At 67.5% G+C, this 17,843-nt stretch carries 16 protein-coding genes; 4 read left to right on the forward strand and 12 right to left on the reverse strand.

All coding sequences use genetic code 11. From position 1 onward, the window contains the following. Positions 1–113 precede the first annotated feature (113 nt). A complete protein-coding gene (locus ACSQ2H_RS03890; protein ID WP_436060141.1) occupies positions 114–776 on the forward strand; it encodes a lysoplasmalogenase family protein in 663 nt (220 codons plus the stop codon). A 61-nt stretch (positions 777–837) separates the two neighbouring features. Then, positions 838–1,722, forward strand: a complete 885-nt coding sequence (locus tag ACSQ2H_RS03895) for a hypothetical protein (protein ID WP_436060142.1) — start codon at positions 838–840, stop codon at positions 1,720–1,722. Between the two features lie 37 nt (positions 1,723–1,759). Here the strand turns inward: ACSQ2H_RS03895 and ACSQ2H_RS03900 are convergent, their stop codons facing one another. From ACSQ2H_RS03900 to ACSQ2H_RS03915, 4 genes are all read right to left on the reverse strand, one after another. Next, positions 1,760–2,191, reverse strand: coding sequence for a PEGA domain-containing protein (locus tag ACSQ2H_RS03900; protein WP_436060143.1), 432 nt, complete (start codon positions 2,189–2,191; stop codon positions 1,760–1,762). An 89-nt stretch (positions 2,192–2,280) separates the two neighbouring features. Continuing rightward, a complete protein-coding gene (locus ACSQ2H_RS03905; RefSeq protein WP_436060144.1) occupies positions 2,281–3,033 on the reverse strand; it encodes a glycosyltransferase family A protein in 753 nt (250 codons plus the stop codon). 66 nt (positions 3,034–3,099) lie between these two features. Beyond that, the gene (locus tag ACSQ2H_RS03910) at positions 3,100–3,483 is read right to left on the reverse strand and encodes a DUF1801 domain-containing protein (RefSeq protein ID WP_436060145.1); all 384 of its coding nucleotides are present in this window, start codon (positions 3,481–3,483) and stop codon (positions 3,100–3,102) included. Positions 3,484–3,490: 7 nt separating this feature from the next. Continuing rightward, the gene (locus ACSQ2H_RS03915) at positions 3,491–4,360 is read right to left on the reverse strand and encodes an alpha/beta fold hydrolase (RefSeq protein ID WP_436060146.1); all 870 of its coding nucleotides are present in this window, start codon (positions 4,358–4,360) and stop codon (positions 3,491–3,493) included. A 197-nt stretch (positions 4,361–4,557) separates the two neighbouring features. Between ACSQ2H_RS03915 and ACSQ2H_RS03920 the strand changes: the two genes are divergently transcribed. Further along, a complete protein-coding gene (locus ACSQ2H_RS03920) occupies positions 4,558–6,378 on the forward strand; it encodes an aspartyl protease family protein (RefSeq protein ID WP_436060147.1) in 1,821 nt (606 codons plus the stop codon). 352 nt (positions 6,379–6,730) lie between these two features. On the opposite strand, the gene ACSQ2H_RS03925 is transcribed toward ACSQ2H_RS03920, so the two are convergent. From ACSQ2H_RS03925 to ACSQ2H_RS03960, 8 genes are all read right to left on the reverse strand, one after another. Continuing rightward, positions 6,731–7,498, reverse strand: a complete 768-nt coding sequence (locus ACSQ2H_RS03925) for a hypothetical protein (RefSeq protein ID WP_436060148.1) — start codon at positions 7,496–7,498, stop codon at positions 6,731–6,733. 44 nt (positions 7,499–7,542) lie between these two features. Continuing rightward, entirely contained in the window at positions 7,543–8,412 is an 870-nt protein-coding gene (locus tag ACSQ2H_RS03930; RefSeq protein WP_436060149.1) for a restriction endonuclease, read from the reverse strand. Next, a complete protein-coding gene (locus ACSQ2H_RS03935) occupies positions 8,409–9,512 on the reverse strand; it encodes a hypothetical protein (RefSeq protein ID WP_436060150.1) in 1,104 nt (367 codons plus the stop codon). The genes ACSQ2H_RS03930 and ACSQ2H_RS03935 overlap by 4 nt, the downstream gene beginning before the upstream one ends. Before the next feature lie 208 nt (positions 9,513–9,720). Next, positions 9,721–10,857: an acyl-CoA dehydrogenase family protein gene (locus tag ACSQ2H_RS03940; RefSeq protein ID WP_436060151.1), complete on the reverse strand. Its 1,137-nt coding sequence runs from the start codon at positions 10,855–10,857 to the stop codon at positions 9,721–9,723. 44 nt (positions 10,858–10,901) lie between these two features. Continuing rightward, positions 10,902–12,107, reverse strand: coding sequence for an acyl-CoA dehydrogenase family protein (locus ACSQ2H_RS03945; protein WP_436060152.1), 1,206 nt, complete (start codon positions 12,105–12,107; stop codon positions 10,902–10,904). 97 nt (positions 12,108–12,204) lie between these two features. Continuing rightward, complete coding sequence (locus tag ACSQ2H_RS03950) at positions 12,205–13,413, reverse strand: acyl-CoA dehydrogenase family protein (protein ID WP_436060153.1); 1,209 nt, start codon at positions 13,411–13,413, stop codon at positions 12,205–12,207. Between the two features lie 75 nt (positions 13,414–13,488). Continuing rightward, entirely contained in the window at positions 13,489–14,700 is a 1,212-nt protein-coding gene (locus ACSQ2H_RS03955) for an acyl-CoA dehydrogenase family protein (protein WP_436060154.1), read from the reverse strand. A 76-nt stretch (positions 14,701–14,776) separates the two neighbouring features. Further along, complete coding sequence (locus tag ACSQ2H_RS03960) at positions 14,777–16,000, reverse strand: acyl-CoA dehydrogenase family protein (RefSeq protein ID WP_436060155.1); 1,224 nt, start codon at positions 15,998–16,000, stop codon at positions 14,777–14,779. A gap of 162 nt (positions 16,001–16,162) precedes the next feature. Between ACSQ2H_RS03960 and ACSQ2H_RS03965 the strand changes: the two genes are divergently transcribed. Continuing rightward, positions 16,163–17,836: a phosphatidylglycerol lysyltransferase domain-containing protein gene (locus ACSQ2H_RS03965; RefSeq protein ID WP_436060156.1), complete on the forward strand. Its 1,674-nt coding sequence runs from the start codon at positions 16,163–16,165 to the stop codon at positions 17,834–17,836. Positions 17,837–17,843 lie beyond the last annotated feature (7 nt).

A 17,843-nucleotide genomic window follows, 5' to 3' on the forward strand; every position in this document is an offset into this window, starting at 1 on the left:
CTGCAGCGCGACCAGCCGCTTTCGCGTCAGGAGGCGCCTTAACCCTAACGGGTCAGTGGTGACGGCGCGGCTGCGGCGCAGCTAGACTTGCCGCAAAATCGGGAGGGACACGAATGGAGCGGACCAATCCGCTGGCCTGGCTGGTGCTGGCCGCATCGGTGATCGCGGGCGTCAGCTATGTCGCCTCCTGGAACCTCGCCGGTTTTCCCGAATGGGCCGCCACCGCCTGGAAGGGGGCCGGGGTGGCGCTGCTGGCGGTCTATGCCGGCCTGCGCGCGCGCAATCTCGACGGCTGGCTGATCTGCGCGGTGATGGCGTTCGGCGCGCTCGGCGACGTGCTGCTCGAGACCCACGGCCTCAACGTCGGGGCGGTCGCCTTCCTGGTCGGCCACCTGGTCGCCATCGGCCTCTATCTGCGCAACCGCCGCCGCGGCCTGACGCTGGCCGACAAGCTGCTGATCGCGGTGCTGGTGCCGGGTACGGCGATCGCCGCCTACTTCCTGCCGACCGACCGGGCGCTCGGCGGCGGCGCGGCGCTCTACTCGCTCGGGCTGGCGATCATGGCCGCCTGCGCCTGGGCCAGCCGCTTCCCGCGGGCGTTGGTCGGCCTCGGGGCGCTGATGTTCGTGGTCTCCGACCTGCTGATCTTCGGCCGGGCCGGGCCGCTGGCCGGCGCGGCCTGGGTCGGGCTGGCGATCTGGGGGCTCTACTACTTCGGTCAGTTCCTGATCTGCGTGGGCGTAGTCGGGGGCCTGACCCGCGGACGGCGGCTCTGACGGTCAAGCTGCGACCTTTCGGCGCCCTGCCGCCGCCCACAATCCGCCCCTTTCGCCCTCAATGCAGGGCGCTCGCCGCGGTTGCGCCGCATGGACGAGACTGTCGCCAGGGGAGGGCGAGCCGATCACCGACGACCTGCCCCCGATCGCCCGGGCCGAGCTCGCCTTGCGCGGCTGGCTGATGCGCCGCCGCCGGCCGGTGGTGCTGGTGCTCAGCGTCGTCGTCCACGGCCTGATCGTGCTGCCGATGATCCTGGCGCCGTCCGAGCCCATCGAGCCCGAGCCGCCGCCGATGGTCGTGCAACTGGTCGAGATCCCCAAGCCGATCCCCATCCTCTCGCCGCCGGCGCCCGATCCTGAGCCGTCGCCGGCCCCGGCCGCCGCGCCGGTCGAAACCCCCAAGCCGACCCCCGCCAAGCCGCCGCCCAAGCGCCGGCCGACGCCGCGCCCGCCGCCGCCCGAGGTCGAGACCGTGCCCGCCAGCCGGGTCGAGACCGCCAGCGTTGGCTCGGGCGTCGAGCTCACCGACGCCCAGATCGCCGGCGCGGCCCGCGCCGGGTCCGGCTCAGGCTCCGGCGACGGGGCCGGCGGCGGCGAATGCGACATGCTGCGCTGGCTGCAGGCCAAGCTGCGCCAGGACCGCCGCGTGCAGGCGGCGATGGCCAGCGCGCATCGCGGCCGGCCGGTGATGGTCTGGAACGGCGACTGGGTCGTGCATCCGGGTCAGGAAGGCGGCGGCCTCGCCGCCGTGCGCGAGATCATGACCTGGGAGATCGCCTATGCGCCCGAGGCCTGCCGCGCCGAACGGGTCCGCGGCCTGGTGCTGATCTCGCTGCGCGACGGGGGCGGCGGCGCTCACATCGCGCTCGGCGATGGCGACTGGACCTGGACGGACCTGATCCACGCCCGCTCGGCCGTCACCCACGGCAAGACCCTGCGGCGCTAGAAGAAGCCCCTCCGGCGAAACCGAAGGGGCTTTGCGCCTACTGGATGACGACCTGCGTCGGGGCCGGGGCGTCCGGCTCCAGCTTGATCATGACCGGGTTCGGCGTCAGGTCCTGCGAGGCGCCGGTGTACATGTCGACGCCCAGGCCGATCACCCCGCCGACCAGCACGTTGCCGGCGACGCCGGCCGCGCCGGCCCCGGCGGTCTTGTGGGTCACCTGCACCGTCGCGGGCTTGTAGCCCGGCTTGGACAGGGTGGCGGTGAATTCGGACTTGCGCTTCATCTTGATGGCGCAGGGCGTGGCCGGGCACTGGTGGCCGTTGGTCGTCTCGACCTTGGCGCCGGACGGCTCGCTGTTGACGACCCAGGCGTCTTCCGAGCCGCGGGTGACGGTGGCGCAAGCCGCCAGCGACGATCCTGCGCACAGGACTGCGATCAGGCGCGCGAGGCGCCCGGTGTGATGAGCCATGATGTTCCCCCCCAAACTCTGCCCGCCACTGTGACGCGCAGCTTATTGGTGTGAACACTCATTGGGCGAGTTCGCCAAGATTTGGTGAATCAGAACTCGACGCCCTGCGCCATGAAACCGCTGAACACGTCCGTGCCGGCTCGCACCGAATAGCGCGTCGTGGCCCGCGGCACGTGGCCGTGCTTGCCCAGCCGGATGGCCTCGAAGAACGCCCGGTCGGACTGCATCCCCGGTCCCTGCGACCACCGACCCAGGGTGCGCAGCGCGATCAGCTTGTCGATCATCAGGCAGTTGGGATCGACGAAGCCGCCGCGCTCGGCGAAGCGGCCGCGGTTCGGCCCCACCGAGTCCCAGCGGTCGATCCCCAGTTCGCGGCCGCTGGCCTCGTCGACCAGCATGCGCAGGGAATAGGCCCAGGCCTTGCCCTCGATCTCCGCGCGCAGGGCCGACAGGTGGTCGCGCTCCCAGCTGTTGTCGTCGTCGAGATAGGCCACGTGCCGGCTGCTCGCCATGAAGGTCAGGATCGAGCGGAGCGCCCCGCCGTCGGTGGCCCGGTGCACGCCGCCGTGCCGGATCGAGGTCGAATAGGGCAGGGTCAGCAGCAACACCGCGACATGGGCCGGCCGCCGCGCGATCAGCTCCAGCAGCGCCGGCGACGTCGGCGTCGGCGCGTCCACCCCGATCAGCACCTGGATGCGTCCGTCCAGGTCCTGGCGGAACACCGACTCCAGGCTGGCCAGCAGCGAGGGGCGCAGCACGCTCGGGGTGACCACCGCCACGTCGTAGGGCGCCTGGGGATCGCCGTCGTCCCCGAACCAACTTCCCAATGACCCTGACTGCATGCGACGCCCCACGCCGCCTGACACACGCGGCGGTGCGCAGGCCTTACCGCAAACTCGCCAGGCTGGTCACGCGCGGGCGGTGGGATCGCCGATCTCGTGGTTCAACCGCCAAGCCTCGTGGGCCAGCGCCGCCGCCGTCTCAGGCGCGAGCGTCTCGTCCTCCCGCAGCACGATGCGGCCCATCTCGTACTTGCCGCCGGTCTCGAGCCGCGGCTCCAGGCCGGTCAGCCGCTTGCCGCGCCAGAAGCCGAGGATCACCCGGGCCTCCTCGGCCCGGATCAGCAGCGCCGGGCCGCCCGCGAAATAGACCAGGTGGCCCCACTTGATCTGTTCGTCGAACGCCGCCGCGCCGCGCACCGCCGCGCGCAACGCGCTCACCAGCGGCCCCTGCCAGCCCGTCAGCGCGGCGACGTAGGCGTCAGGGTCGGCGGCAGGCGGGGCTTTGCGCATGGGGCTCTCACTCGGCGAGGAAAGCTTCGGTCTCGCGCATGAATTCGTCCAGCTTGTCGTGATGCACCCAGTGGCCGGCGCCCTCGAAATTGACCAGCCGGGCGTTGGCGAAGTTCTCGATCCGCCCGTCCTCGACCGGGTCCGAGGCCCACGACTCCATGCCGCGCATCAACAGCACCGGGCAGGTGATGTTGCGCCACAGCTGGTGCTGGTCGGCGTGCGACAGCCCGCCGACCCCGCCCCAGCGGGCGTGGTTGTCGAACTTCCACGAGAAGGTGCCGTCCTCGTTCTGGTGCGCGCCGTAGATCGTCAGGTGGCGGGCCTGCTGCGCCGACAGGTGCGGGTTCTCCTCGGCCATCCGCGTCGTCGCCTCGTCCAGGCTGGCGTAGCGGCGCGGCGTGCGGCCCGAGTTCTCGCGGCGCTCAGTGATCCAGTCGCGCAGGCGGCCGTCGACGCTCTTCTTGGCCTGCTGCGCCATCACCTTGGGCGAGGGGCCCAGCCCCTCGATGGCGACGATCTTCTTCACCTGGTCGGGGAAGGCGCCGCAGTAGTTCAGCGAGATCCCCGCGCCCATCGAGTGCGAGATGATCGTCACCGGCGCCATCGCCTTCTGATGCACCAGCTGGGCGATGTCGTAGAGATAGGCGCTCATGTCGTAGCCGCCGCCGACCGCCCAGGCGCTGTCGCCGTGGCCGCGCAGGTCCGGGGCGATGATGTGGTAGCGGTCGCGCAGCCGCTCGGCGACCCAGTCCCAGTTGCGGCAATGGTCGCGCCCGCCGTGCACCAGCAGCAGCGGCGGCGCCCCTTCGTTGCCCCAGTCCACATAGTGCAGGCGCAGGCGCTGCGAGAAGTAGAAGTGCGACGTCGGCCCGTGCATGCGAACTCTCCGTGGTCGGAACGCAGGCCCTTAGCATCCCCCGCGCGGCAGGCTCCACCGCAATGCACGGCCGCTGATCGACGAAAGCCGCCGCCCGTACGACGAAATAGGACGAAAACGCCAATCCTTACAGCGGCTTAATTGGACTTGAGCGCCGCGGGGCGCACAAATGCCGGCGCTGTTTCAGGAGCCCGCCCATGAAGTCCCTGCTCGCCGCCGCCGCCGCTGTCGCCCTGCTCGCGCCGGCCGCCGCTCACGCCGACCCCGCCGCCGACGCCCTGGCCCGCTACGTCGCCTGGCGCGGCGGCGCGCCGTTCGCGAAGGCGCAAGGGCTGGCTGTGCGCGGGACCATGGACAACGGCCGCTACCAGGGAACCCTTGAGCGCCGCATCGAGCCGGGGCGCCTGGCCGAGCACATCGCCGTCGGCTCGGCCGACATGCGCCGCGCCCTGATCGGCGAGGGCGGCTGGAGCGTCACCTTCAGCGGCCAGGTCGAGGACGCCGGCGAGCCCGCCGCCCAGGAGGCCGCCCGCCGCCGGCTCAGCGCCTTCGACGACGCCTTCGACGGCGCCCACGGGCAGGTGACCCTCGCCCCGGACGAGACCTTCGACGGCAAGCCGGTGCAGGTGCTGCGCGTCGCCTTCACCTCCGGCGGCGCCTACGAGCTGCTGCTCGACCCGGCCAGCGGCGCGCTGCTCGCCGACCGCAGCACCGAGGAGGGCGTGCCCACCACCACCCGCTTCGCCGACTGGCGGATGGTCGAGGGCGTGCGCATGGCCTTCCATCAGGTCCAGACCACCGAAGGCGAGCCGCTGACCCTGACCACCCGCCTGACCTCGGTCGACATCGATCCAGCCGCCGACGCCGCGGCGTTCGAGCGTCCGGCCTCGCGGCGGATCTACAGCTTCCCGCAGGGCCGCGCGGCGACCGCGCCGCTCGCCTTCGAGCTCTTCCTCGGCAACCGCATCGTCATCCCGGCCGCCATCAACGGCGTCGCCACCCCGGTCATGCTCGACAGCGGGGCCGAGGTCACCGTCCTCGACAAGGCCTATGCCGAGAAGCTCGGCATCAAGCCGGACGGCCTGGTCGCCGCCCTCGGCACCGGCGGGCGCGACATCGCCGAGCTGGCCAGCGGCGTCACCCTCAAGCTCGGCGAGGTCGAGCTGAAGGGCGTCACCGTCGCGATCATGGACCTCTCGCCGATCGCCGCCGGCATCGGCCGCCCGCTGCCGGCCATCCTCGGCAAGGAGGTGCTCAACGTCCTGACCGTCCAGCTCGACTTCGCCGGCAAGACCATCACCTTCCACGACCCGGCCAGCTTCCAGGCCCCGGCCGACGCCGTCGCCGTCCCGGTCAGCAATGTCGGCGGCCTGCACGCGATTCCGGTCTCGATCGAGGGCGCAGACCCGGTGCTCATGCACTTCGACCTCGGCAACGGCTCGCCGATGCTGGTCTATCCCAACTACTGGAAGCCCCAGGCGATGCTGACCGATCGCCCAGCCTCCAAAGTGCTCTCCGGCGGCGTCGGGGCCGGCGGCCCGCGCACCCGCACCATCGCCACGGTCAAGACCATCAGCCTCGGCGGCATCGCGGTGCGCGACGTCCCCGCCGTGTTCGGCGACGAGGACAACAGCGTCTTCAACATCGGCCACACCTCCGGCAACGTCGGCATGCCGGTGCTCAGCCGCTTTGGCCTGACCACCGACTATGCCCGCAACCGCATCCTGCTGACCCCGCGCGCCGACGCCCTGGCCGCCCCGTTCGTCAAGGACCGCGCCGGCGCCCTGGTCCGCCCGGCCGAAGGCGGCCTCACCATCGCCCTGGTCGCCCCCGGCTCGCCGGCCGAGGCCGCGGGCCTGAAGGCCGGCCAGTTGATCACCGCCGTCGACGGCCGCCCGGCCGCCGAACTCGGCGTCGCCGGCTACAGCGCCCTGCGCACCGCCAAGGCCGGCAGCGTGATGACGCTGACCCTGCAGGACGGCGCCCAGGCCCCGCTGACCCTGAAGGACTACTACTGAGCCGCACCCCACCCCTGTCGTCCCGGTTTCGGCCGCAGGCCGAAGACCGGGACCCACCGGATGGCGCAGGATGCGGCTCAACCCCCCTGCCGACGCAACCGCGCTTGCCGCGAAGCTGGGGGTTCGTCATGGCCGGGCCGGCAGGTCCCGGCCATCCATAGACGCCGAGTTCGCCGGCAAACCCCGGTGCGTATGGATCCCCGGCGCGCATGCGCGGCCGGGGATGACGATCAAAGAGGGGGAGGGAGCCCGCGCCATAAGCGATAGCCCTCCCTCAGGGGGGCAGCACCCCCGAACGACCCCCTCGCCCCTTGGGGGAGAGGGATGGGGTGAGGGGGAGCCGGCGCCAGCCTCAATCGTCCTCGTCCAACAGCCCGTTCAGCCAATGCCCGCGCGCCACGCGCCCGCCGTGGTCGCCGAACAGCGGGCCGTCGCCCTCGGCCTCCAGCGTCACCGACGCCGTCCGCCCGCCTGGCCGATAGTGCTTGGGCGTCAGTCGCCCCAGCCGCCCCTGAAGCTGCGCCACCTGGGCCATGGCCGCGTCCAACTGCGTCCAGTGGCACGAGGCGGCCACGTGCTCGATCTTCAGCTCCAGCCACATGCGCTGCTCTTCGCGCGCGGCCAGGTACATGGCCTCGAACTCCGGGAACCGCTTCAGCCAGGTATAGACCGCCTTCAGCGACGGCGCCCCGCGCCGCGCGCAGATGGCGCTCAGGGCCTCGCCGGCCGCCAGCCGCACACACACCGCCAGCGCCGCCTCCATCGTAAAGGTGCTCTTGCGCCCAGCCCCGGCCGGCCGCCGCCGACGCAGGCCGCGCGCAATTTCCCGCTCGCGCAGCACCGCCGTCGCCTGCGCCAACGAGGCGGCCTCCAACTGCCGCTTCCAGGCCAGCTTGTCGCGGCAGGCGTCGTACATCGCCGCGAAGTCCGGATGGATCTTTCGCCAGTGAAAGATGGTGGCGTAGGACGGCATGGCCGGATCGGCGGCGATCTCCCGGATCGTCAGCCCGTCGCAGATCCGCTGGCTGATCTCCCAGCCGATGTTGGGATGGTACTGGCTCGCCTTGGCGCCGCCCTTGTGGTCGATGACGGGCAGGGGCGGGGAGGGCGGGCGGGCCATGGCGCGGAGCATCGCGTGCCGGGGCGTCGGAAGCGGACGTGGGGCTAGCCAAGCCAAGCATTGAATGAGGCTGGATCGAAGTGGGAAGTTCCTCCAGTATCGACCATCCCCACGCCCTTATCGGCAAGAAAAACTGATAGCTGCCAGCCAGAAAATGCTATGAGCCCAGCGCGATTGGCTAGATGTCTCGCGCCCTTCGTGAATGTCCCCGTGCTAAATATTAAGGCAAGAACGGGAGAGAATGGTCTTAGTTTTACATCATTTAGTAAATCTAGGCCGTCGCGAGAATATGTATATGTTCGGGATAATGAAAGGGCGCCTACGAGCTCTCTGATGGTTGATGGTCCGATGGTGTTATTTGGATAATGTTTTGCTTGTCCAACAATTATGACGCGTGTCTCGTGCATTAGACGAAGGATCGTCGGTTCTGCGCCGAGAAGACTTCCGACTGATAGGTCGCCGTAGAAGTCGATGCCTTGATCCCCGGCGTGGGGCGTAACTTGGGGCGCGCTGCACCCAAGCTCACGCAGCACGCTTCGGCCGAAGCGCTCAAACTCACCAAAGGTGAGGGCGCGAATGTGGCCGAGGATAGCCTCTGCGAAGACCCGATTGCGCTTGGACTGCCTTATTTGCTCGTTGTCGTCCGCGAGCACAAAGCATGAACCAAATACGATCTCATTTCCTGCTCCACGGAGATTGAGAACGGAGATCTCGCCAACATTGTCGCGGTCGTCTCGCCGACGAAGGATCTCGATCGTTGCTCGTCGGAGCAAAAGATCAACGCGCTCGGCCGCCGTGGCTGGGCTCAGCCCGCTGGCGAGTAGTTCGTACTCAATGGCATCGCGCAATTGGCGAGGCGCGCCGCTTACGCCGATCCGGACTTCGATCGCATTCACGATCGCAGTGGGTGTCATTGGCCAAGAATCTTCTTAATCTTCTCGACGTCGCTAAGTAATTCTTTCCATAGCTCTTTAGCCCGCTCGTTTGCCTCCATGTATGCGAGGCCAGGCTTGCGAAGAGCCGAAATCGCGCCTGCTAGAGATCTTTCGACGACGCCCTCGTCTGTTTCTACGATATCGGCTTGCGCTGCTTGGACGGCTTGCTCGAAGGTTTTGTCGGGATCCGCGAGAACTTCCAGCGCATAGCCCTTTGAGACAATTTCCTTCAGCTGACGGACTTGCTGGTTTGCGCTGGTCAGCTTGGGCTGACGCTTTTCCCCGTCGATTTCAGTGGGGCTGAGCAGCTCGAAAAATAGCCGACGAGCATCAGCGTTTTCGGCTTTGTAGGATTCATCATTGAATCCCAACCACTCCCGAACCTTTGGCTGCGAGACGGCTTCATGGAAGAAGACGTACAGCCTGGGTTCAGCGTGTTCTGAGAACTCTTCGTCTTCTTCCATTTGCCTCAGCGCTTTGGATGCCCGGTAGCGGCGGGCGACCTCGCGAGACGAAATTCCGATCTTTTGGGCGACTGATCCTAATGTGGCTCCGTCTTCTTCAAACATTTCAACAACCAGCTTCGCTTGTTGGTACGGACCCCACTCGCGAATACCGGCGACGTGTCGAATTGCCATTAGAGTTCTTTGGTACGAATCGATCTCGTCCTCGTTCGCCTTTAGAACGACAACTTGAATTTCGACGAGAGATTCTTTGACCTTCTCGGAGAGGTCGACGGCTCCAGCCGCATTGTCTGCAAGTAGAATTTTTAGAGATGCCGCGCGTCTGTTGCCTTCAATTACTAGGAAGCGCGCATTTCCATTTTCATCGTTGTCGTATGGAGACACCACGATCTGCTCGACCGGAATGTAGCCATTGGTTCTGATGGAGTCCGTCAGTGATCCCAGATCGAACGCTGTCGTTTCCTTGAGAAGCGCCAGGGCGCGATCTTGTACGCCAAGTTCCTGGTAGCGAGCGCGCTGCTTGACCTCTTTGTACCCGCGAACATCGTGAAATCGATAATTGTTCGGATCCAGCAGGAGCTGTGAAGGTGTGATGCGTAGCGTTTCGTAGTCCATCAGGCGCGCTCTATAATTTCAGATCGGTGAGAATATTCGGCGATTCGCACTACTCAGTATTGTGAAATGCATGTCGCGGTATTTTCCGTGGGCTTAGCAACCGGGACGATGACCTGCCGCCCCAAACAAAAACCCCGCCGGCTCGCGCCAGCGGGGTTTCGTTTGCTCTCCATGGCCCCGCGCCCCGGGGGGCGCGAAGCTCTAGGGCTTAGTAGCCCTGGATCTTGGCGTAGCGGTCGCGGTGGTACGACTGGCTGCCATAGGCCGCCTCGGCCGCACGGGCGCGCTTCAGGTAGAAGCCCGCGTCGTGGGCGTCGGTCATGCCGATGCCGCCGTGCATCTGGACCATCTCGTTGGAGACGAGGTGGAAGACGTCGCCCATCTTGGCCTTGGCCAGCGACACCAGCTCCGGCACGTCCGGGCTGCCGGCGTCGATCGCCGCCAGGGCGGCTTCGACGGCCGAGCGGGCCAGTTCCAGGTCGGTGAACATCTTGGCCGCGCGGTGCTGCAGGGCCTGGAACGAACCGATGACCTGGCCGAACTGAACGCGGACCTTCAGGTAGTCCAGCGTGGTTTCGAAGGCCTGGACCGCGGCGCCGAGCATTTCGGCGGCCACGCCCGCGCGGGCGCGGTCGAGGGTCGCTTCCAGCACGTCCCAGCCCTTGCCCTCGGCGCCCAGCAGGGCGTCGGCGGAAACCTCGACGTTGTCGAACGAGATGTTCGAGACGCCGCGGCTGTCGGCTTGCTTCAGGTTCTGCTTGGTCACGCCCTTGGCGTCGGCCGGCACCAGGAACAGGCTAATGCCGTCCTTGTCGCCCGGCTTGCCCGAGGTGCGGGCCGAGACGACCAGCAGGCCGGCGGCCGGACCTTCGAGCACGAAGGTCTTCTTGCCGTTCAGGGTGTAGCCGGCGCCCGACTTCTTGGCTTCCAGCGCGACCTTTTCCGGGGCGTGGTGAGCGCCTTCGTCGACCGCCAGAGTGGCGACCAGCGAACCGTCGGCGATCTTCGGCAGGTACTCGCCCTTCTGGGCGTCGTTGCCGCCCAGGATCAGGGCGCTGGCGGCGGCCAGGCCGGAGGCCAGCAGCGGCGAGGCGGTGAGCGTGCGGCCCATCTCCTCGAGGATCAGGCCCATCGACAGGTAGCCGAAGTTCGAGCCACCGAAGTCTTCCGGGATGATGACCCCGGCCCAGCCCATTTCAGCCTGCTCGTTCCAGGCGGCGGCGTCGTAGCCGAGCTCGACGCCCGAGTCGCGCATCTTGCGGAAGGCGGTGACCGGGCTCTTTTCCTGGACCCAGCTCTTCGCCGCGTCGCGGAGCATGCTCTGTTCTTCGTTCAGAACGGCCATGTCTTAAATCCTATTCTCGAAAATATCTGTGGTTGTTCTGATGGTTAGTTGTTTTGCGTCAGGTCCGGCAGGCCGAGGATGCGCTTGGAGATGATGTTGTTCTGCACCTCCTGCGAACCGCCATAGATCGTGGTGGCCTTGCCGCCGAGCCACGAGCGCACGGCGCCCAGTTCTTCGCCGGTGAAGGCGTCGCCTTCCCAGCCCAGGCCCTGGTGACCCATGATTTCCAGGGTCAGTTCGGCCTTGTCCTGCATCCAGCGGGTGCCGGCGTTCTTCATGATCGAGGTCGCCGCCGACGGGCCGGAATTGCCCTTGGCTTCCATCATCGCGCGCACGGCGGTCTGCTGGAAGGCGCGGCCGTCGATCTCGTTCAGGATGATGCGGGTGCGCAGGTCGCTGTCGGCCACGCGGCCTTGTTCGTCGACGCCCACATAGTCCTTGGCCAGCTTCGGCAGGCCGCGGCCGGCGCCGTAGCCGCCGCCGCCGGCGCCCGACAGGCCCGAACGCTCGTGCTGCAGCAGGCGCTTGGCGATGGTCCAGCCGCCGTTCAGCGGGCCGACCAGGTTCTTCTTGTCCGCCACGGCGTCGGTGAAGAAGGTTTCGCAGAAGGGCGAGTTGCCGGCGATCAGCGGGATCGGGCGAACTTCGACGCCCGGCTGGTGCATGGTGAACAGCACGAAGGAGATGCCTTCATGCTTCTTCGAGGTATCCGTACGCACCAGGCAGAAGCACCAGTCGGCGTATTGAGCGCCGCTAGTCCAGATCTTTTGGCCGTTGATAATGAATTGATCGCCCTTGTCTTCAGCCTTGCACTGAAGAGAGGCCAGGTCAGAACCGGCGCCCGGCTCGGAGAAACCTTGGCACCACTGAAGGTCGCCGCGGCAGATCGGCGGAATGTGCTCTTTCTTCTGATCTTCGGTGCCGTACTCAAGCAGAGTCGGGCCGAACATCATGACGCCCATGCCACCGATCGGGTTGTAGGCGCCGGCGCGCTGGAATTCCTGCATGACCACGCGGCCCTCGGCCGCCGACAGTCCGCCGCCGCCGTATTCGGCCGGCCAGGTCGGGGTGCCCCAGCCCTTCGAACCCACCGCCTTGCGCCAGGCTTCCTGGTCGGCGCTCGGGTTGCTGCGCTCTTCGCGCATCATCGGGTTGGGCTTGCCCTTCAGGCCCGCCGGGAAGTTGGCTTCGACCCAGCCGCGCACTTCCGTCCGGAAGGCGTCGAGATCGCCGCCGCCAAAATCTGCCATTGAAATAGTCTCCTAGAAAAATCAGGTCGTTTGAAAACTCGCGGCCGTCCGCGCCATGCGAAATGACATGGCGCAAACGGCCTGGTTCGGGATCACCCTAGTGGTTCTGCGTCAGGTCGGGGAGTCCCAGGATACGCTTGGAAATGATGTTGCTCTGCACTTCGTTCGAGCCGCCGTAGATCGAGCCGGCCTTGCCCGACAGCCAGGTGCGGACCGCGGTGCGCTCCTCCTCGCTGAACTCGTCGCCTTCCCAGCCCAGGCCCTGGTGGCCCATGACCTCGAGGGTCAGTTCGGCGCGGTCCTGGGTCGCCTTCATGAAGGCGTTCTTCATGATCGAGGTCGCCGCCGACGGGCCGGAATTGCCCTTCGACTCCAGCGCCGCGCGGACCACGGTCTGGGCCACGGCGCGCTGGTCGATCTCGTTCAGGATGATGCGGGTGCGCAGGTCCGGATCGTCCAGGCGGCCCTGTTCGTCCTCGCCGACGTACTTCTTGGCCAGCACGCCCAGCGAGACGCTGGAGCCGCCGCCGGCGCGCCCGCCGTTCATGCCGCTGCGCTCGTGCTGCAGCAGGCGCTTGGCCACCGTCCAGCCGCCGTGCAGCGGCCCGACCAGGTTTTCCTTCGGCACCTTCACGTCGGTGAAGAAGGTCTCGCAGAACGGCGAGTTGCCGGCGATCAGGCGGATCGGGCGGACTTCGACGCCCGGCTGGTGCATATCGAAGACAACAAACGAGATGCCTTCATGCTTGCGGGTCTGGTCCGTCCGAACAAGACAGAAGATCTTGTCGGCGTATTGGCCGCCGCTGGTCCAGATCTTCGAGCCATTGACGATCCAGTGATCGCCCTTGTCTTCTGCCTTGGTCTGCAGGGAGGCCAGGTCTGAACCGGCGCCGGGCTCGCTGAAACCTTGGCACCAGCGGATCTTACCGGTGACGATGTCGGGGATATACTTCTGCTTTTGTTCTTCGGTGCCGTATTCCAGCAGGGTCGGGCCGAACATGCCCACGCCCATGCCGCCGATCGGGTTCACCGCGCCGATCTTGGCCATCTCCTGGGCCAGGACCCGGGCTTCAGGGCCGCTGAGCCCACCGCCGCCATAGGCCTTCGGCCAGGTCGGGACGCCCCAGCCCTTGGCGCCCATGCGTTCTTTCCAGACCGCCTGGTCGCCGGTGGGGGCTTCGGGGCTCATCATCGCGGCGGTCTGAGCCGCCACGTCTTTGCCCAAGGACTTCGGAAAATTCGCCTCGAGCCACTCCTTGGCTTCGGCGCGGAAGGCTTCCAAATCGGGGCCGCCAAAGTCAGCCATGAAAATTCTCCCTAATAATCATTATCTTAGCGACGATTATAGTTCGCGCTCCCGTTTCCGGGCGGGTCTATGAAATCACTTGGGATCGGGAAGGCCCAGCACTCGTTTCGAAACGACGTTCAGATTGATCTCCGAAGTGCCGCCTTCGATCGAGTTGCCCTTCGAGCGCAGCCAGGTGCGGACGGCCGCCAGCTCGGGGTCTTCGTAGCCTTCGCCGCCCCAGCCGCCGCCGGCTGTGCCCAGGGCTTCGACGATCAGTTCGTTGCGGTCCATGGCCACCTTGGCGCCCATGTACTTCATGATCGAGGTGGCGGCCGACGGGCCGTTGCCGGCCTTGGCTTCGTCGGCGGCGCGGCGGACGGTCTGCTGGAAGGTCTGCACCTCCATCAGGTGTTCGGTGATGCGCTTGCGCAGGTCGCTGTCGGCCAGGCGGCCGGTGTCGTCGAGGCCGACGTACTTGGTCGCCGCGCTCTTGACGGTCAGGGCGTTGACCGGCGCGCCGATCGAGCCGCCGCCGAGGCCGGCCGAGATGTTGTCGCGCTCGAACTGCAGCAGCCGCTTGGCCACCGTCCAGCCGCCGTTCAGCGGGCCGAACAGCTGGTTCTTGGGCACGACCACGTCGGTGAAGAAGGTCTCGCAGAACGGCGAGGTGCCGTTGATCAGCAGGATCGGCCGGACCTCGACGCCGGGCGAGGTCATGTCGATCAGCAGGAACGAGATGCCCTCATGCTTCTTCGACGTATCCGTCCGCACCAGGCAGAAGCACCAGTCGGCGGTGTTCGCGCCGCTTGTCCAAATCTTCGAGCCGTTAACGAGGTAGTGGTCGCCCTTGTCCTCGGCGCGGGTCTGCAGGCTGGCGAGGTCGGAGCCCGAGCCCGGCTCGGAGTAGCCCTGGCACCAGCGGACGTCGCCGTTGATGATGCCCGGCAGGTGCTGGCGCTTCAGTTCCTCGGTGCCGTATTCGATCAGGGTCGGGCCGAACATCATCACGCCCATGCCGCCGATCGGGTTGCGGGCGCCGACCTTGGCCATTTCCTCGTGCAGCACGCGGGCCTGCTGGCGGCTCAGGCCGCCGGCGCCGTGCTCGGCCGGCCAGGTCGGAACGCCCCAGCCCTTGGCGCCCATGGCCTTGCGCCAGGCCTGCGCGTCCGGCGACTCGACGCCGCCGCTGGCCTTGGCGGTCTGGGCGGCCGGATCGGCGGCCAGAGCCTTGGGGAAGTTCGCCTCGAGCCAGCTCGCCGCCTCTTCGCGGAAGGCCTGCAGGTCGTCGCCGCCGAAGTCAGCCATGGGAAATCTCGCCTTTCGAAATCCGGTCGATCAAATCAAGGACAGAGCCCGAAGAACAGGGCGCCGTCGTTCACACTTACTTGGGGTCGGGCAGGCCGAGAACCCGCTTGGACACCACGTTGAGGTTCACCTCGGAGGTGCCGCCCTCGATGGAGTTGCCCTTCGAGCGCAGCCAGCCGTGGGTCGCGGTCAGTTCCAGCGGGGTGTAGGCCTCGCCGTCCCAGCCCAGGCCCTGCGCGCCCATGGCCTCGACCATCAGTTCCGAACGCTCCTGGGCGAAGGTCGCCGCGGCGTACTTGATGATCGAGGTGGCGGCGCTGGGGCCGTTCGAGGCCTTCGACTCCGCCGCCACGCGGGCGATGGTCTTGTAGAAGCAGTCGAAGTCCATCTTGTTCTTGGTGATCCGGGTGCGCAGGTCGGCGTCGGCCAGCACGCCGTCGGCGTCGGCGCCGACATAGGTCTTGGCGATCTGGGCCAGGTCGCCGGCCGCGCCGCCCGCGCCGCCGCCGCCGCCGAAGCCGCCGGAGATGTTCTGGCGCTCGTACTGCAGCAGCCGCTTGGCGATCTCCCAGCCGCCGTTGACCTTGCCGACCAGCGCGGCCTTCGGGAGCTTCACGTCGGTGAAGAAGGTCTCGCAGAACGGGCTCTCGCCCGAGATCAGCTGGATAGGCCGGGTCTCGACGCCGGGGGTCTTCATATCAATAAGGACGAAGGAGATTCCTTCGTGCTTTTTCGAAGTATCGGTACGGACCAGGCAGAAGCACCAGTCGGCCTTGTTGGCGTAGGACGTCCACACCTTTTGACCGTTGATCAGCCAGTGGTCGCCCTTGTCCTCGCAGCGGGTCTGCAGGCCGGCGAGGTCGGAGCCGGCGCCCGGCTCGGAGTAGCCCTGGCACCAGCGGATCTCGCCGCGGACGATCTTGGGCAGGTACTCCTGCTTCTGCTCCTCGGTCCCGTATTCGAGCAGGACGGGGCCGAGCATCCAGATCCCGAACGAGGCCAGCGGCTGACGGTAGCGGCCGGCGCTGAGCTCCTGGTCGAGGATGCGGGCCTCCTGCGGCGACAGGCCGCCGCCACCGTAGGCCTTCGGCCAGGTCGGCGCGGTCCAGCCCTGCTGCGCCATGCGCTGCATCCAGACGATCTGCGGGTCGCTGGAGCCGGCGAAGGCTCGGCCGCCCCAGACCGCCTCATAGTCGGTCTTGGCGTTCGGATCGCGCAGTTCGGGAGGGTAGTTGGCTTCGAGCCAGGCTTTCACCTCGCCGCGGAACGCGTCGAGATCGCCGCCGCCAAAGTCGGCCATGAGTTCCTCCCGCAAACGGAAACGCTTTACGCGCGGGCACATTAGCGCCGGGCGTTGCAAGAGCAAGCGGAACGAAACGCTTGTTTGACTGAACCGGGCGCCCCTGCCCAGGCGGCAAATCACGATATATACGGGCGCCAGGGGCGGCCATTTGGAGGGCGGATGAGGTTTTGGCGCGAACTGAAGCCGGCGGCCTTCGCCGCGGCGCCGTCAACAGCGGCCATCCTGGCCCTGCTGGCCGGGATCATGCTCCTCGCCTCGGGCGCGACGCCCACCATCCCTGACCGGTTCTTCCAGATCTACGAGATCAGCCCCGTGGTGCTGATCGAAGTCAGCCACTTCCTGTCCAGCATCCTCGGCCTGGTGCTGGTGCTGCTGGCCTTCGGACTGCGGGCCAGACTCGACGGCGCCTGGTGGGCGACGCTGTTCACCCTGATCCTCGCCAGTCCGCTGGCGCTGCTGAAGGCCTTCGCCTGGGAGGAAGCGCTGGCGCTGGCGCTGTTCGCCGCGGCGCTGCTGCCGTTCCACGGCGCGTTCCCGCGCAAGGCGCGGCTGCTCAGCATGGAGGTCACGCCGGGCTGGCTGATCTCGGCCTTTGCGGTGATGGTCGGCGCCGGGCTGCTGGGTCTTTGGTCGTTTCAGCATGCCGACTACGGCGACAAGCCGTTCTGGGTGGTGATGGCCGACGCCGATGCGGCGCGGGCCATCCGCGGCTGGGTCGGGGCGGCGATCCTGCTGCTGGCCTTCGGGGTCTGGCGGCTGTTCGCCTCGGCCGCGACGCCCAAGGTGGTCGGCGAGGACGATCCTGAGCTGGCACGCGTGCGCGCCATCCTGGCCAAGGCCGAGGAGGCCGAGCCCGGCTCCAATCTGGCGATGCTCGGCGACAAGCGGTTCCTGTTCTCACCGTCGGGCGAGAGCTTCCTGATGTTCGGCGTCCGCGGCCGGTCCTGGATTTCCCTGGGCGCGCCGGTCGGGCGCCGGGACGAGTGCATGGATCTGCTCTGGCGCTTCCGCGAGCTGGCCGACGCCCATGCCGCGCGCCCAGGCTTCTATGGCCTGGACGCCGAAGATCTGCCCGACGTGGTCGAGCTGGGCTTTGCGATCGCCAAGGTCGGGGAGAGCGCCGCCGTGGCGCTGGACACCTTCACCATCGAGGGCACCAAGCGCGGCAACCTGCGGCGCGCCTGGCGCCAGGCGGGAGAGGCCGGCGCCACCTTCGAGGTCGTGCCGCCCGAGCGGGTGAACGAGATCATGCCGCAGCTGCAGGCGATCTCCGACGCCTGGCTGGTGCACCACGCCGGCGGCGACAAGAGCTTCTCGATGGGCGGCTTCTATCCGTCCTACGTGGCCGAGTTCCCGGTCGGCGTCGTGCGCTTCGAGGGCAAGATCATCGCCTTCGCGACGCTCTGGATCACCGCCAACAAGACCGCCTTCTCGATGGACCTGATGCGCTACATCGAGGAAGGCCCCCGGCGGATCATGGACTACCTGTTCGTCGAGCTGATCGAGTGGGGGCGGCGCGAGGGCTATCAGGCGATCGAGTTCGGCATGGCCCCGCTGTCGGGGCTGGACGACCGGCCGCTGGCGCCGGTGCTCTCGCGGGTCGGGGCGCTGATCTTCGAGCGCGGCGAAGAGATCTACAATTTTCAGGGCGTCCGAGCGTACAAGGGCAAGTACGATCCGGTTTGGCGGCCGCGCTATATGGCGGCGCCGAACAAGTGGGCGATCCCGCTGCTGCTGGCCGATATGGGCCTGCTGACGTCGGGCGGGGTCGCGGGCCTCGCCAAGCGGCCGAAGAAGGCCGAGGAGGCGACCGGGCTGCCCACCGCGGCGTGACGCGCGG

Source organism: Phenylobacterium sp. LjRoot97, from assembly GCF_964254345.1.
Lineage (GTDB): Bacteria > Pseudomonadota > Alphaproteobacteria > Caulobacterales > Caulobacteraceae > Phenylobacterium.

Coding starts and splice junctions, on each gene's coding strand:
- ACSQ2H_RS03940 (WP_436060151.1), bottom strand. CDS start 10,857: ATGGCCGTTCTGAACGAAGAACAGAGCATGCTCCGCGACGCGGCGAAG.
- ACSQ2H_RS03895 (WP_436060142.1), top strand. CDS start 838: ATGCAGGGCGCTCGCCGCGGTTGCGCCGCATGGACGAGACTGTCGCCA.
- ACSQ2H_RS03960 (WP_436060155.1), bottom strand. CDS start 16,000: ATGGCCGACTTTGGCGGCGGCGATCTCGACGCGTTCCGCGGCGAGGTG.
- ACSQ2H_RS03955 (WP_436060154.1), bottom strand. CDS start 14,700: ATGGCTGACTTCGGCGGCGACGACCTGCAGGCCTTCCGCGAAGAGGCG.
- ACSQ2H_RS03950 (WP_436060153.1), bottom strand. CDS start 13,413: ATGGCTGACTTTGGCGGCCCCGATTTGGAAGCCTTCCGCGCCGAAGCC.
- ACSQ2H_RS03900 (WP_436060143.1), bottom strand. CDS start 2,191: ATGGCTCATCACACCGGGCGCCTCGCGCGCCTGATCGCAGTCCTGTGC.
- ACSQ2H_RS03930 (WP_436060149.1), bottom strand. CDS start 8,412: ATGACACCCACTGCGATCGTGAATGCGATCGAAGTCCGGATCGGCGTA.
- ACSQ2H_RS03915 (WP_436060146.1), bottom strand. CDS start 4,360: ATGCACGGGCCGACGTCGCACTTCTACTTCTCGCAGCGCCTGCGCCTG.
- ACSQ2H_RS03890 (WP_436060141.1), top strand. CDS start 114: ATGGAGCGGACCAATCCGCTGGCCTGGCTGGTGCTGGCCGCATCGGTG.
- ACSQ2H_RS03920 (WP_436060147.1), top strand. CDS start 4,558: ATGAAGTCCCTGCTCGCCGCCGCCGCCGCTGTCGCCCTGCTCGCGCCG.
- ACSQ2H_RS03925 (WP_436060148.1), bottom strand. CDS start 7,498: ATGGCCCGCCCGCCCTCCCCGCCCCTGCCCGTCATCGACCACAAGGGC.
- ACSQ2H_RS03935 (WP_436060150.1), bottom strand. CDS start 9,512: ATGGACTACGAAACGCTACGCATCACACCTTCACAGCTCCTGCTGGAT.
- ACSQ2H_RS03965 (WP_436060156.1), top strand. CDS start 16,163: ATGAGGTTTTGGCGCGAACTGAAGCCGGCGGCCTTCGCCGCGGCGCCG.
- ACSQ2H_RS03945 (WP_436060152.1), bottom strand. CDS start 12,107: ATGGCAGATTTTGGCGGCGGCGATCTCGACGCCTTCCGGACGGAAGTG.
- ACSQ2H_RS03910 (WP_436060145.1), bottom strand. CDS start 3,483: ATGCGCAAAGCCCCGCCTGCCGCCGACCCTGACGCCTACGTCGCCGCG.
- ACSQ2H_RS03905 (WP_436060144.1), bottom strand. CDS start 3,033: ATGCAGTCAGGGTCATTGGGAAGTTGGTTCGGGGACGACGGCGATCCC.